Origin of the sequence: Mycobacterium sp. SP-6446 (genome assembly GCF_001954045.1) — a bacterium.
Taxonomy (GTDB): Bacteria; Actinomycetota; Actinomycetes; order Mycobacteriales; family Mycobacteriaceae; genus Mycobacterium.
Window position 1 is genome coordinate 57,493 of the sequence record NZ_MBEM01000131.1, and the last position, 13,143, is coordinate 70,635.

A 13,143-nucleotide genomic window follows, 5' to 3' on the forward strand; every position below is an offset into this window, starting at 1 on the left:
AGGATGAGCATGGAAGCCTTTCACACCCACACCGGTATCGGAGTGCCACTGCGGCGCTCCAATGTGGACACCGACCAGATCATTCCCGCGGTGTATTTGAAGCGCGTCACCCGAACCGGTTTCGAGGACGGCTTGTTCGCGACGTGGCGCTCGGATCCCTCATTCGTCCTAAACCTCAGCCCCTTTGACCGCGGCTCGGTTCTGGTGGCTGGCCCCGATTTCGGCACCGGCTCGTCGCGTGAGCATGCGGTGTGGGCGCTCATGGACTATGGGTTCCGGGTGGTCATCTCGTCTCGATTCGGTGACATTTTCCGGGGCAACGCGGGCAAGGCGGGGCTGCTCGCGGCAGAAGTCGGCCAGGACGGCGTCGAACTTCTTTGGAAGCTCATCGAGCAGAGTCCGGGCTTGGAAATCACTGCCAATCTTCAAGATCGAAATATCACCGCGGGAACGGCGGTGCTGCCGTTCAAGATTGACGATCACACTGCGTGGCGATTGCTCGAGGGTCTTGACGATATAGCCCTTACGCTGCGAAAACTCCGTGACATCGAATCGTTTGAGGCGGCTCGTCCGGAGTGGAAACCGCGCACTCTACCCGGCTCCTGATGCGGGTTGACCCGGGCGAAATTTCGTCTCGCTCGGCTAAGTAAGCGGGTCGAATTCGGGGTGCGCCACCGGTCAAGGGCGGCAACCGGATTGCGAAAATTTCGATCATCGCGTCTTGAAATTGCGCGTGGCGCTTGGCAATTTGCCAGGTGAGGGTTTACCGTGTTCGCTAGTTGGTTCGAAACGAGGACCACTGGCTTCGGAGGATTTTGGATGAACAAAGCAGAGCTCATTGACGTGCTCACGCAGAAATTGGGCTCGGACCGTCGGCAAGCGACCGCTGCTGTCGAGAATGTTGTCGACACCATTGTGCGCGCGGTGCACAAGGGCGACAGCGTAACTATTACCGGCTTCGGTGTGTTCGAGCAGCGCCGCCGCGCAGCGCGCGTGGCCCGCAATCCGCGCACCGGCGAGACGGTGAAAGTGAAGCCGACGTCTGTCCCGGCGTTTCGTCCGGGTGCCCAATTCAAAGCGGTTGTCTCTGGCGCACAGCGCCTCCCGTCGGAAGGACCTGCAGTGAAGCGTGGTGTTGTGGGCGGTGCAGCCAAGAAGGCTGCCAAGAAGGCTCCGGCCAAGAAGGCCGCCGCCAAGAAGTCTCCGGCCAAGAAGGCCGCCAAGAAGGCTCCGGCCAAGAAGGCCGCGACCAAGCGCGCGCCGGCTAAGAAGGCGACCAAGAGGGCACCGGCCAAGAAGGCCGCGACCAAGAGGACGCCGGCTAAGAAGGCGACCAAGAGGGCTCCCGCCAAGAAGGCTGCGAAGAGAGCTCCGGCCAAGAAGGCGACCGCGCGCCGCGGCCGTCGCTAAGCACTAACCCGAATTCCAGACGCAGATACCCTTTGGGGGCAGCGGTGCCCCCAAAGGGTATTCGCGTGTTTAGGCCCGTACGTTGGCGGCCAGCGAGCCGCCGATGTGGTTGGCCGCCACTAGCCGGCCCGCCGCCAGCGACAGCACCCACGTACTGCCCTTGTGGTTGCGGGACTTGTCGGGGCGCACGCCGTCGCGTTCGCACCACCATGCGATCAAGTCCGGAATCACTTTGCCCTGCGTGCAGATCACCGGTGTGCCGTCCTGCGCGGCGATATCCATCACCCGGTGCCGGCCGCGTTTAGGGTTCTTGGCGTACGACTCTTCGGTGAGGGTGGGCTCGTTGCGGATCGTCACACCGAGTTCCTCCGCGAGCGGTTCCACCGTCTGGTGGCAGCGGAGCCGGTCGGCCGCGTAGACGTCGGTGGCGCCGAAGACCATCAGCTGTGGGACCAGCGCCTCAGCCTGCGCGCGTCCCCTTTTGTCCAGCGGCCGCTTGGTGTCGTCCCCGGAGAACCGGGATTTGCGGCCGGCGGTGCCGTGGCGGACCACCAACACGGTCTTCGTATCTGCCGGCTGTTTTGCAAAGCGGCGCAATACTTTTCGATCGTGTACGTAGTCCAGTTTCTTCATCGCGTCACGGAGCGGCAGCCAGATCAGCTCGTCGACCTCGCTGCCCGCGCTGAATTCCCCATCGGACGCGCGCGCCGCCCAGTAGTACACCTTTTTCACGCCCTGCTCGATCGGGTAACTCACGGCGGGAAGGCGCCTGCCGAGGACGCAGTGGTGCCCGGTCTCCTCCAACACTTCGCGCGCCGCGGCCACAGGCGCGGTCTCGCCGGGATCCACTTTGCCCTTGGGCAGCGACCAGTCGTCATAGCGGGGGCGGTGAATGACGGCGATCTCCGGGTTTTCCGAATCGAAGGTCCCGGGTCGCCACAACACCGCGCCGGCGGCGTACACGAGCCGGCTCCCCGAACGCCGGCCGGAGGACGAGTTCTGGTCGGACACCTCACTCCTGCAGGTTAATTCGGCCTGGGTCGCTCCGGCCGTGGGCGTGACCTCGAAACGTAGCACACGGCATCAGGCGCTACGGTGCAGCTCCATCAGCGATACCTGATGGTCGCGCACGCTCTGACCATCCTGAGGCGACGCGGTCCACTGCCCGTCAGACCCGAGCTCCCAGCACCGAGTGGACGGGTCCAGCGCGGACTCGAACAAGTCGTCCAGATATGCGGTGAGCCTTGGGTCTTTGACCTGAACCAGCACCTCGACTCGGCGATCGAGATTGCGGTGCATCATGTCGGCGCTGCCGATCCAGTACTCGTTGATGCGATCGAAATGGATGATCCGCGAGTGCTCCAGGAACCGGCCGAGAATCGAGCGGACCGAAATGTTCTCCGAGAAGCCTTCCGTTTCCGGGCGCAGAGCGCAGATGCCGCGCACCACCACTTCGACCCGTACGCCCGCCCGCGACGCGCGATACAACGCGTCGATCACCTGCTCGTCGACCAGAGCGTTCATCTTGAGCCGGATCCGCCCCCCGCCGTTTTCACGGTGCGCCGCAATCTCACGCTCGACGCGTTCGATGATGCCGGTGCGGATGCCGTCCGGCGCCACCAACAGGTTGCGGTAGGACACTTTTCGGGAGTAGCCGGTCAGCGAATTGAACAGGTCGGTGAGGTCGGCCCCGATATCGGGCGCCGCCGTGAGGAGCCCGACATCCTCATACAGCCGCGCCGTCTTGCTGTTGTAGTTGCCCGTCCCGATGTGGCAGTACCGCCGGATCGTCGAACCCTCGCGACGCACCACCAGGCAAGTCTTGCAGTGTGTCTTGAGGCCGACGAGCCCGTAGACCACGTGCACACCCGCCTGCTCGAGTTCGCGCGCCCAGCGGATGTTGGCCTGTTCGTCGAAGCGTGCCTTGATCTCGACGAGCGCCACCGCCTGCTTGCCGGCCTCGGCGGCGTCGATCAACGCCCGGACGATCGGCGAATCACCCGATGTGCGGTACAGCGTCTGTTTGATCGCCAGCACGTTGGGATCCGCGGCGGCCTGCTCGATGAATCGCTGCACGCTGGTGGAGAACGAGTCGTACGGATGATGCACCAGCACATCGCCTTCGCGCAGCGTCGCGAAGATGCTCTTGGGGGTTTCCCGGTCGGCGAAGGCGGGGTGGGTGGCCGGAACGAATGCCGGGTCTTTGAGCGCCGGGCGGTCCAGTCCGTAGATCTGCCACAGCGACGAAAGATCGAGTAGCCCGGGCACTTCGATGACGTCACTGGGATTCACGTCGAGTTCCCGCAGCAGCAGCTCCAGCATGCCCTCGGTCATGTCGTCGGCGATCTCGAGTCGCACCGGAGAACCGAATCTTCGCCGCGCCAATTCCCGCTCCAGCGCTTGCAGCAGATCTTCGTCGCGATCCTCTTCGACTTCGAAGTCGGCGTTGCGGGTAATGCGGAAGGCGTGATGTTCGACGACGTCCATGCCTGGGAACAGCACCGGAAGGAAGGCCGCGATCAGCTCTTCCATCGGCAGGTACCGGATCATGGCGTGCGCTTCGCCGGAGCCCTCTCGGGCCGGTTCGCGGTTGCCGAGTTCGACGAAGCGATCGACGTTGTCGGGCACCTTGACTCGCGCGAAGTGCTGACCGCCGTCTTCGGGTTGCTTCACCGTGACCGCCAGATTCAGGCTCAGTCCGCTCACGAACGGGAACGGGTGGGCGGGATCGACGGCCAACGGTGTCAGTACGGGGAAGACCTGCTCGTTGAAATAGGTCGACAGTTCGTCGCGCTCGGCCTGCTCCAGGTCGGCCCACGTGACGATGTGTATGCCTTCCTCGGCCAGGGCCGGCCGCACCGAATCGAGGAACACGCGGGCGTGCCGCGTCGCGATTCGCTGCGTCTGCTCTCCGATGCGGGCCAATTGCTCACGCGGGGTCAGACCGTCGGCCGAGCGGACCGACAGCCCCATCTCGTCGCGGCGCTTCAGCCCGGCGACCCGAACCATGTAGAACTCGTCGAGATTGGAAGCGAAGATCGCCAGAAATTTGGCCCGCTCCAGCAGAGGCAGCGAGTTGTCGTCGGCCAGCGCGAGCACGCGCGCGTTGAAGTCCAGCCAGCTCAGTTCCCGGTTGAGGTAGCGGTCCTCCGGCAGCGCATCGCTGATCGCTGCGGGGGTCGCGGCCGGCGGTGCGGCCAGCGCCGAACCATCCGGTTGCCATGCCGTTTCTGCGAGGCGCGCCTCGGCTTCGGTTTCGGTCACCATGCGATCATCCCGCATCACCCGCTGGTGCTGCTACCGCCCGACAGACATCCATCCGTCGTTGGCGCGTCGTTCATCCGCCGGACAGGTTTGCTGTCGCGCCGGATCGGACTTCATCTCTCAGTGCCGCGCGACGGCACGGGCTGTCGCCGCGCCGACCCCGAGGTGGCGTGCGGCCGCCAGGTCGGCGGGTGTGTCGACGTCGCAGCGCAGGCCTGGCCACGCGCCGGTCAACTCGATCGCGCCCGAACGGCGGTGCCGCGCGCAGGAATCCGGCCCGAACTGCGGCTCGAGAAACGAACCGAACGCGCACAGCGCCGCGGTACCGGTCGCCAGCCGGTCGGCGACGAAGCTGCGTCGATGTTGCCGGGCGGCGGCGATCGCCTCGGCCAGTTCTTGCGTCTGCAGCGCCGGCAAATCGCCCTGCAGCACAACGACATTCGAGAACGACCGGGCCACCGCGCGTTCGGCGGCGCCGATCGCGTTGTTCAGCGGGTCTTCATGGCCCTCGGGTGTCGGGTCGGCCAGCACGTTCGCCCCGAGGTCGGCCGCCGCGGCCGCCGCGGCGTCGTCGGGTGTGATGACGGTGATCGAGCCCACCGATGCGACGCCCGCCGCGGCGGTCAGGGTGTCGACCAACATGGCGAGCACCACGCTCTCCCGGGTTTGCGCCGAGAACACCGGGGCCAGCCTGGTCTTGGCGGCGGCCAACCGCTTGACGGCGATGATCAGGGCAACGTCAGCTGCGTTTTCGCCCGCGCCGTCGGCGCGTGTGCCGCTCATGAGGCCATCCTGCCAGCGCCGATTCCCGCGATGCCGCCTCGGGCTAATCTGAAGCGCCGGCAACGCGATCAGAAGGCGGCGCCGCACACGGTCTCGACGACAGACGGGGTGGTAAATGGCCAGCACGATGCCCGGTTCAGAGGGCGCCGTCGCGGTGATGGGCGCCGGTGCGTGGGGCACCGCCCTGGCCAAGGTGCTGGTGGACGCCGGAGGACCGGACGCGCGGGTCACGCTCTGGGCCCGGCGACCCGAGATCGCCGAGCAGATCAACGTCACCCGATACAACCCCGCCTATCTGCCCGGCACGTTGCTGCCGGGTGGCATCCGCGCCACCGCCGATGCCAAAGAGGCGCTGGCCGGCTCGTCGACGGTGCTGCTGGCGGTGCCCGCGCAGACGATGCGGGCCAACCTCGAGCACTGGGCGCCCTGGTTGCCCGACGGCGCGACGCTGGTCAGCCTGGCGAAGGGCATCGAGCTGGGCACCCTGATGCGGATGAGTCAGGTCATCGTTTCGGTGACGGGCGTCGACCCCGCACAGGTCGGAGTGATTTCGGGACCGAACCTGGCCAGCGAGATCGCCGAATGTCAGCCCGCCGCTACGGTTGTCGCGTGCAGTGACTCCGGCCGCGCCGTCGCCGTGCAGCGGATGCTGAACAGCGGGTACTTCCGCCCGTACACCAACAGCGATGTGGTCGGCACCGAGATCGGTGGGGCGTGCAAGAACGTCATCGCGCTGGCTTGCGGGATGGCGGTCGGCGTCGGCCTCGGCGAAAACACCGTGGCGGCGATCATTACCCGCGGCCTGGCGGAGATCATGCGCCTTGGGATGGCGTTGGGCGCCAAGGGCGCGACGCTGGCCGGCCTGGCGGGGGTGGGCGACCTGGTGGCCACGTGCACGTCGCCGCATTCGCGTAACCGGTCCTTCGGCGAGTGCCTGGGCCGCGGCGGAACCATGGAATCGGCGATGCAGGCGAGGGACGGGCACGTCGTCGAGGGGGTGACCTCGTGCGAGGCGGTGCTGGCGCTGGCCTCCAGCTACGACGTCGAGATGCCGTTGACCGAAGCCGTGCACCGGGTCTGTCACAAAGGGCTCTCGGTGGACGAGGCGATGGCCCTGTTGCTGGGCCGCAGCACCAAGCCCGAATGAAACCCCAGCTAGCGGCCCGGCGCCCGACCCGAGGGCGCTCCACCCGGTAGCCTCTCCAGGTTGTGAGTGCCAGCGACCGCGTGCGCGTCGCCGTCGTCTTCGGCGGGCGCAGCAACGAGCACGCCATCTCGTGCGTGTCCGCCGGCAGCATTCTGCGCAACCTCGACCCGCAGCGTTTCGAGGTGGTCGCGATCGGCATCACCCCGGAGGGTTCGTGGGTGCTCACCGACGGTGACCCGGACGCGCTGGCGATCACCGACCGGCAGCTGCCCGGGGTGACGACCGCCTCGGGCACCGAGCTGGCGCTGCCGGCCGATCCGCGGCGCGGCGGCCAGCTGGTGTCGCTCCGGGCCGGTGCCGGTGACAAGGCCGGTGAAGTCCTGGCGTCGGTCGACGTGGTCTTTCCGGTGCTGCACGGCCCGTACGGCGAAGACGGCACGATCCAGGGACTGCTCGAACTGGCCGGTGTGCCCTACGTCGGCGCCGGCGTGCTGTCCAGTTCGGTCGGTATGGACAAGGAATTCACCAAGAAACTGCTTACCGCCGAAGGACTTCCGGTCGGCCCGCACGCGGTACTGCGCCCAGCGCAGGCTGCGCTGCCCCTCGATGAGTGCGAGCGGCTGGGTCTGCCGGTGTTCGTCAAACCCGCGCGGGGCGGCTCGTCGATCGGCGTGACCCGGGTGTCGAGTTGGGACGAGCTGCCGGCCGCGGTGGCGACCGCTCGCCGGCACGATCCGAAGGTGATCGTTGAGGCGGCGATCAGCGGCCGTGAGCTGGAGTGCGGCGTGCTCGAAATGCCCGACGGCACAGTGGAAGCCAGCACTTTGGGGGAGATCCGGGTGGCCGGGGTGCGCGGCCGCGAGGACTCGTTCTACGACTTCGCGACCAAATACCTCGACGACGCAGCCGAATTGGACGTTCCAGCGAAGGTCGACGACGAGATCGCCGATGCGATACGCCAATTGGCGATCCGGGCGTTCAAGGCCATCGACTGCCAGGGCCTGGCCCGCGTCGATTTCTTCCTCACCGACGACGGGCCGGTGATCAACGAGATCAACACGATGCCGGGATTCACCACGATCTCGATGTACCCGAGGATGTGGGCCGCCAGCGGCGTCGACTATCCCACCCTGCTCGCGACCATGGTGGAGACCGCGCTGGCGCGGGGCGTGGGTCTGCGCTAACGGGCTCACTAGTCCGGACGGCCCGGGTCGATCGGCACCGCCGCGATCGTGTGGTCGATGACCTCGGAGAGCTGCTGGATCGGTGTCGGCCCCGACCCCGACGGCAGTGTCAACGCGACGTACACCGGCCGGTCCACGGTGTACCAAGTGGATCTGCCCGAGTCGCCGGCGGATTGCTGCTGGGCGCCCACCTCAAACCACTGCACCCGGTCGACGGCCTGGATCGGGGATCCCACGACGAATTCGGCCGGGCGGTCGAGTCCGCACCGCAGCACCAGCGGCTGGCTATCGGGTCCGGACCGCCAGGCGGCCGCGCCCTGCGGCGCGGGCTGCGCGACGGGCGCGCGCTGATAGTTTCCCAGCCGCCGCGGCAGCGCGTCCGTGAGCGCCTTGCATGCGGCGCTGGCGGCCTGCGGCGCGGGGACGGCCGGGATGGCGACGGGTTGTGGTGGCGCCTCGCGGTTCGCCGCGATGACCAGGATCGCGCCGATCGCCGCGACTGCCAGCGCGACCGCGGCGATCATCGCGGCGCGCGGAGGTCCGCCGAGATCGGTTGCGGTATTGGGGTCGGTCGTCACCGCCCGCGCACCTCCTGTCTCCTACACTGGCGCGGTCGGGCAAAGACCCAACTTACCGCAGGTCGGGGCGACCCCAGAGTGGCCCGAGGAGGTGGCGTGCGTGGACTCTGACTTCGGAGCATCGGGGGAGTTCCCCACGCTGGCACGGCTCGGCGAATTCGCGGTCATCGATCGGTTGGTGCGGGGACGCCGGCAACCCGACGAGGTGCTGCTCGGGCCCGGCGACGACGCGGCGCTGGTGTCGGCGGGCGACGGCCGCACCGTGGTTTCGACCGATGTGTTGGTGCAGGACCGGCACTTTCGGCTGGACTGGTCGACGCCCCACGACGTCGGCCGCAAGGCGGTCGCGCAGAACGCCGCCGACATCGAGGCGATGGGCGCGCGGGCCACGGCGTTCGTCGTCGGCTTCGGCGCCCCGGGTGATACCCGCGCGGCGGACGTGGACGCGCTCGTCGACGGGCTGTGGGACGAGGCGGCGCGGATCGGCGCGGGCATCGCCGGCGGTGATCTGGTCAGCTGCCCCCAGTGGGTGTTGTCGGTGACCGTGCTGGGCGACCTGGACGGACGCGCGCCAGTGCTGCGATCGGGGGCCCACGCCGGTTCGGTGCTCGCCGTCGCCGGCGAGTTGGGTCGCTCGGCTGCGGGATATGCCCTGTGGCACAACGGCATTGGTGGGTTCGACGAGCTTCGGCGTCGTCACCTGGTACCCGAGCCGCCGTACGGCGCGGGAGCCACGGCCGCGAGCGCGGGCGCGGAGGCGATGATCGACGTCTCCGACGGTCTGGTGGCCGACCTGCGCCACGTGGCCACGGCGTCCGGGGTGGGGATCGACCTGTCCACCGCCGCCCTAGCGGTGGACCGCGACGCGCTGGCCGCCGCGGCGGCTGCCGTGGGCGCCGACCCATGGTCGTGGGTGCTCGGGGGCGGCGAGGACCACGCCCTGGCGGCCTGTTTCGCCGGCCCGGCGCCGGCCGGCTGGCGCGTCGTCGGCCGGGTGCTCGACGGGCCGGCGCGGGTGCTCGTCGACGGAGCGGAGTGGAGCGGCTACGCGGGATGGCAGTCGTATTAGTGTGGCGCCGTGACCGTCTACGCGATCGCGCAGCTGAAATTCACCGACCGGGCGGTCTACGACCGCTACCAGGCGAGGTTCATGGAGGTCTTCGCCCGTCACACCGGAACCCTGCTGGCCGCCGACGAGTCGCCGAAGGTTGCCGAGGGGCAGTGGGATCGCGAGAAGGTGGTGTTGATGTCGTTTCCTGACGAGGCGGCGTTCCACGCTTTTGTGCAATCGCCCGAATACGAGGACATCGCGAAGGATCGGCGCGCGGGCGCGGACACGGTGGTGCTGCTGGTGCAGGGACTGCGGTGACCGCGCGCCCGTTGAAGGAACTCGTCGAGCAGGGGTGGGCGGCCGCGCTGGAGCCGGTGGCCGAGCAGGTCGCGCAGATGGGGCAATTCCTGCGCGCCGAGATCGCCGCGGGGCGCAGGTATCTGCCCGCCGGGCCGAACGTGTTGCGCGCCTTCACGTTTCCGTTCGACGACGTCCGGGTGCTGATCGTCGGCCAAGACCCCTACCCGACACCGGGACACGCTGTGGGCCTGAGCTTTTCGGTGGCCCCCGAGGTGCGTCCGCTGCCGCGAAGCCTGGCCAACATCTTCGACGAGTACAGCGCCGACCTGGGCCATCCCCAGCCCTCGTCCGGCGACCTGACGCCGTGGGCGCAGCGCGGCGTGCTGCTTCTCAACAGGGTGCTGACGGTGCGCCCCAACAACCCGGCGTCGCATCGGGGCAAGGGCTGGGAAGCGGTGACCGAGTGCGCGATTCGCGCCCTGGTCGAGCGGTCCCGGCCGCTGGTGGCCATCCTGTGGGGCCGCGACGCGTCGACGCTCAAACCCATTCTGGCCGAAGGGGATTGCGTGGCGATCGAGTCGCCGCACCCGTCGCCGCTGTCGGCGTCGCGCGGGTTCTTCGGCTCGCGGCCGTTCAGCCGCGCTAACGAGCTGCTCGCTGGCATGGGCGCCGAGCCCGTCGATTGGCGGCTGCCGTGAGCGAAATGACGGCGCTGCGGGCGCACCGCAGGGGCGGACCGGAGGTACTCGTGGTCGAGCGGGCGCCGGCGCCGGTCGCCGCCGCCGGCGAAGTCGTCGTGGCGGTACACGCCGCGGCCATCACGTTCGACGAGTTGACATGGGACGAAACGTGGACCCGCGACGGCGTCTGCCGAACTCCGGTGATCCCGTCGCACGAGGTATCCGGCGTCGTCTCCGACATCGGCACGGGCGTCGGGGATTTCGCGCCCGGCGACGGGGTGTACGGGTTGATCGGATTCGACCGCGACGGCGCGGCAGCGGATTTCGTTGCCGTTCCCGCGGCCGAGCTGGCCGCCAAGCCGTCGGCGGTCTCTCATGTCGTCGCCGCCGCCTTGCCGCTGGCCGGGCTCACCGCCCTGCAGGCGTTGGTCGACCAGGCTGCGGTGCAACCCGGGGAGGCCGTGTTGGTGCACGGCGGCGCCGGCGGGGTCGGCGCCTTGACGGTGCAACTGGCCGCGATCCTCGGCGCCGACGTCACCGCGACCGTGCGCAGCGACGCGGGCGAACTGCTGCGCGGCTTCGGCGCACAGCGGGTGATCGACGTTCGAACGCAACGGTTCGAGGAAACCGGTGATACCTACGACGTCGTCATCGACACCGTCGGCGGCGAGACGCTCGACCGATCCTTTTCGGTGGTGCGTCGGGGCGGACGGTTGATCACCCTGTCGGCGCCCCCGCCCGCGGGCAAAGCCGACGAATACGGGATCACGGCGACGTTCTTCATCGTCGAGCCCAATCGAGACCAGCTCGGTGAGCTCGCGGCCCTCGTCGACAGCGGCCGGCTGCGCGTCGAAATCGCGGCGACATTCCCACTCGAGCAGGGTCGGGAAGCGTTCGAAAGCGGTCAGCGCGCCGTTCGGCGGCCCGGCAAGACCGTGATCGTTGTCCGGGGCTGACGGGCAATCGGCGGCATTCACTCCGAGCGTCGCACCGTGCCGGAGTCGAGGTCGTAAACCAGGCCGGTGACCGTCGTTCCCGGCGCACGCACGACCTCGCGCAGGACGTGGACGTCGTAGTTCACCGCGTGCCAAGGATCGGCGACGGTCACCTTCGCCACGTCGTCCTCGTTGATGCCGATGTAGTCGGCGACCAGTGCGGCGTGTTCCGGGGTGTCGAGCCGAGCGAGCCCGCAGTCGGTGTGGTGCATGACGACGATCTCGAACGCCGCGTCGATGCCCTCGACGGCGGCGACGGTGGCGAGGACCAGGAGGCTTCGCAGCACATCGGCGGTGACGCGGCCGCCGGGGTTGCGCAGCACGATCGCGTCGCCGGGCTGCAGACCGAGTACGTGGGACGGGTCGACGCGATGGTCGGCGCACGTGACGACGATGGTCCGCAGTGCCGGGGTGAGCGAGCGGTCGGCGGCGGACAGGGCCTCGGCGCGCCGGGCGTTACGCTCGATCAGGGTATCGACGCTCATGCGGTTCCTTCCGTCATCCGCTGCCGCAGCATCGCGTCGAGTTCGGTGCGCGCGAGGTTGTTGATCAGATTCCCGAGCATGTTTTCCGCGATGACCGCGGCGATGTCGATCATGGTTTGCGCGTCGATCCCCGCCGCGCGCGCGTGGTCGAGGTCCTCGTCGCTCAGCCGGCCGCGGCTGCGGAGCATGCGCGTTGCGAACTCGACCTGGGCGTCGACGCTTTGATTGTCGGCATGGCCCGGACGGGCGAGCGCGCGTGCGGCGAGGGTGTGCGCCGTCCGGCAGTACTCGCATCCGTTCGTCTCGGCGACATGGATCGCGATGCGCTCGCGGGCCAGCGGCAAAACTGCGCCCCGAGCGTTGAATTCGCCCGCCGCGAGGTAGAGATCGGCCGCGTTGGTTCCCCGCGCCATGACCCGGATGGTGTTCGGCAGCCAACCGTATCGACGCCGCGCGGTGTCGAAGGCGGGAAGCGCGGCATCGGCGTGCACGGGTTCGATGCGGGTCATGCCGTCACCCCCGACCAGGGCGGCTCGGCGGTCGCGAGCCGTTCCATCGCGGGACCGCTCTCGAACGCCAGCAGGAGCTGCTTCTCGGAGTCGGGCACGTCGGTGACGGCCGTACGGGCAAACGCCGGCGGTGCGGGGAAGTACTCGATGCCGAGTTGCACCAGGCGCGCCATCTCGTCACCGGCGATCAGCCCCGCGAGGAATAGCCCCGCGTCGATGCTTGCCGACACACCGGCGCCGGTGACGATCCGCCCGTCGCGGTGGAAGCGGTCGGGGACGACGTCGACGCCGTACGACGCCACCCGATCCCGCCAGCCCCAGTTGGTGGTTACGCTGACGCCGTCGAGGATCCCGGCGGCCGCCAAGAGCGCGACCCCGTTGCAGATCCCGACGGTCCACGTGGTCGCCGCGTGCATCCGCGCCAGCCAACCGAGGAGCCCCGGGTCGGCGAGTGCCGCGCAGACGCCCGGTCCGCCCGGCACGTAAAGGATGTCGGTCGAGGCGATGGCATCGATGCCGCGGTAGGCGAGCAGCCCGAGGCGGCGGGTGTCGGCCGCGATCACGCCAGGGGCCGCCGCGACGAATTCGACCTCCATGCCCGGGACGTTGGCAAGCACTTCGTAGCCGCCCACGACGTCCAGCGCCGTGAACCCGTCGAATAACACGACCGTCAGCCGCATGTCTTCCTCCTCGTCATCAACACGTGCCTTTCATGGTGGGGGGCGGAGGAGGACGACACGAGTGGCGAAAATGCCAC

General features: G+C 68.4%; 15 protein-coding genes. 8 read left to right on the forward strand and 7 right to left on the reverse strand.

The genetic code is table 11. The features are described from left to right. The first annotated feature begins 9 nt into the window (after window positions 1–9). Both leuD and A5736_RS11285 read left to right on the forward strand, forming a co-directional pair. On the forward strand, window positions 10–606 hold the full coding sequence (gene leuD, locus A5736_RS11280; RefSeq protein ID WP_076125896.1) for a 3-isopropylmalate dehydratase small subunit: 597 nt from the start codon (window positions 10–12) through the stop codon (window positions 604–606). A gap of 213 nt (window positions 607–819) precedes the next feature. Continuing rightward, window positions 820–1,410, forward strand: a complete 591-nt coding sequence (locus A5736_RS11285) for an HU family DNA-binding protein (RefSeq protein ID WP_076125894.1) — start codon at window positions 820–822, stop codon at window positions 1,408–1,410. Window positions 1,411–1,479: 69 nt separating this feature from the next. Here the strand turns inward: A5736_RS11285 and A5736_RS11290 are convergent, their stop codons facing one another. The 3 genes from A5736_RS11290 to cofC form a co-directional block, all read right to left on the reverse strand. After that, complete coding sequence (locus A5736_RS11290) at window positions 1,480–2,421, reverse strand: bifunctional NUDIX hydrolase/histidine phosphatase family protein (protein WP_076126011.1); 942 nt, start codon at window positions 2,419–2,421, stop codon at window positions 1,480–1,482. A gap of 72 nt (window positions 2,422–2,493) precedes the next feature. Then, window positions 2,494–4,695 (reverse strand): RNA degradosome polyphosphate kinase, encoded by a 2,202-nt coding sequence (locus A5736_RS11295; protein ID WP_076125891.1) that lies wholly within the window; start codon window positions 4,693–4,695, stop codon window positions 2,494–2,496. A gap of 99 nt (window positions 4,696–4,794) precedes the next feature. After that, entirely contained in the window at window positions 4,795–5,457 is a 663-nt protein-coding gene (cofC, locus tag A5736_RS11300; protein ID WP_076125888.1) for a 2-phospho-L-lactate guanylyltransferase, read from the reverse strand. 127 nt (window positions 5,458–5,584) lie between these two features. Here cofC and A5736_RS11305 point away from each other — a divergent pair, with 127 nt between their 5' ends. Both A5736_RS11305 and A5736_RS11310 read left to right on the forward strand, forming a co-directional pair. Then, the gene (locus A5736_RS11305; RefSeq protein ID WP_254848346.1) at window positions 5,585–6,604 is read left to right on the forward strand and encodes an NAD(P)H-dependent glycerol-3-phosphate dehydrogenase; all 1,020 of its coding nucleotides are present in this window, start codon (window positions 5,585–5,587) and stop codon (window positions 6,602–6,604) included. Window positions 6,605–6,666: 62 nt separating this feature from the next. Beyond that, on the forward strand, window positions 6,667–7,788 hold the full coding sequence (locus A5736_RS11310; RefSeq protein WP_076125883.1) for a D-alanine--D-alanine ligase family protein: 1,122 nt from the start codon (window positions 6,667–6,669) through the stop codon (window positions 7,786–7,788). 8 nt (window positions 7,789–7,796) lie between these two features. Here the strand turns inward: A5736_RS11310 and A5736_RS11315 are convergent, their stop codons facing one another. After that, entirely contained in the window at window positions 7,797–8,312 is a 516-nt protein-coding gene (locus A5736_RS11315; protein WP_076246255.1) for a DUF3515 domain-containing protein, read from the reverse strand. A gap of 154 nt (window positions 8,313–8,466) precedes the next feature. Between A5736_RS11315 and A5736_RS11320 the strand changes: the two genes are divergently transcribed. The 4 genes from A5736_RS11320 to A5736_RS11335 are packed head-to-tail and all read left to right on the forward strand — an operon-like array spanning window position 8,467 to window position 11,353. Then, complete coding sequence (locus A5736_RS11320) at window positions 8,467–9,435, forward strand: thiamine-phosphate kinase (protein ID WP_076246257.1); 969 nt, start codon at window positions 8,467–8,469, stop codon at window positions 9,433–9,435. A 9-nt stretch (window positions 9,436–9,444) separates the two neighbouring features. Continuing rightward, window positions 9,445–9,735, forward strand: coding sequence for a DUF1330 domain-containing protein (locus A5736_RS11325; RefSeq protein ID WP_076063218.1), 291 nt, complete (start codon window positions 9,445–9,447; stop codon window positions 9,733–9,735). Further along, window positions 9,732–10,415 carry a uracil-DNA glycosylase gene (locus tag A5736_RS11330; protein ID WP_076246212.1) on the forward strand — a complete coding sequence of 228 codons (684 nt, stop codon included), beginning with the start codon at window positions 9,732–9,734 and terminating at the stop codon, window positions 10,413–10,415. Before A5736_RS11325 ends, A5736_RS11330 begins: the two co-directional genes overlap by 4 nt. Window positions 10,416–10,420: 5 nt before the next feature. Next, window positions 10,421–11,353, forward strand: coding sequence for an NADP-dependent oxidoreductase (locus A5736_RS11335; RefSeq protein WP_076246258.1), 933 nt, complete (start codon window positions 10,421–10,423; stop codon window positions 11,351–11,353). Window positions 11,354–11,370: 17 nt separating this feature from the next. On the opposite strand, the gene A5736_RS26315 is transcribed toward A5736_RS11335, so the two are convergent. From A5736_RS26315 to A5736_RS11350, 3 genes are read right to left on the reverse strand one after another with little or no spacing between them, the layout of a single operon-like run. Beyond that, window positions 11,371–11,877, reverse strand: coding sequence for a carbonic anhydrase (locus tag A5736_RS26315; protein WP_076246214.1), 507 nt, complete (start codon window positions 11,875–11,877; stop codon window positions 11,371–11,373). Further along, on the reverse strand, window positions 11,874–12,368 hold the full coding sequence (locus A5736_RS25960; protein WP_158070279.1) for a carboxymuconolactone decarboxylase family protein: 495 nt from the start codon (window positions 12,366–12,368) through the stop codon (window positions 11,874–11,876). Before A5736_RS25960 ends, A5736_RS26315 begins: the two co-directional genes overlap by 4 nt. Window positions 12,369–12,382: 14 nt before the next feature. Further along, complete coding sequence (locus tag A5736_RS11350; protein WP_076246216.1) at window positions 12,383–13,066, reverse strand: DJ-1/PfpI family protein; 684 nt, start codon at window positions 13,064–13,066, stop codon at window positions 12,383–12,385. Window positions 13,067–13,143 lie beyond the last annotated feature (77 nt).

Coding starts and splice junctions, on each gene's coding strand:
- leuD (WP_076125896.1), top strand. CDS start 10: ATGGAAGCCTTTCACACCCACACCGGTATCGGAGTGCCACTGCGGCGC.
- A5736_RS11285 (WP_076125894.1), top strand. CDS start 820: ATGAACAAAGCAGAGCTCATTGACGTGCTCACGCAGAAATTGGGCTCG.
- cofC (WP_076125888.1), bottom strand. CDS start 5,457: ATGAGCGGCACACGCGCCGACGGCGCGGGCGAAAACGCAGCTGACGTT.
- A5736_RS11305 (WP_254848346.1), top strand. CDS start 5,585: ATGCCCGGTTCAGAGGGCGCCGTCGCGGTGATGGGCGCCGGTGCGTGG.
- A5736_RS11315 (WP_076246255.1), bottom strand. CDS start 8,312: ATGATCGCCGCGGTCGCGCTGGCAGTCGCGGCGATCGGCGCGATCCTG.
- A5736_RS11335 (WP_076246258.1), top strand. CDS start 10,421: ATGACGGCGCTGCGGGCGCACCGCAGGGGCGGACCGGAGGTACTCGTG.
- A5736_RS26315 (WP_076246214.1), bottom strand. CDS start 11,877: ATGAGCGTCGATACCCTGATCGAGCGTAACGCCCGGCGCGCCGAGGCC.
- A5736_RS11350 (WP_076246216.1), bottom strand. CDS start 13,066: ATGCGGCTGACGGTCGTGTTATTCGACGGGTTCACGGCGCTGGACGTC.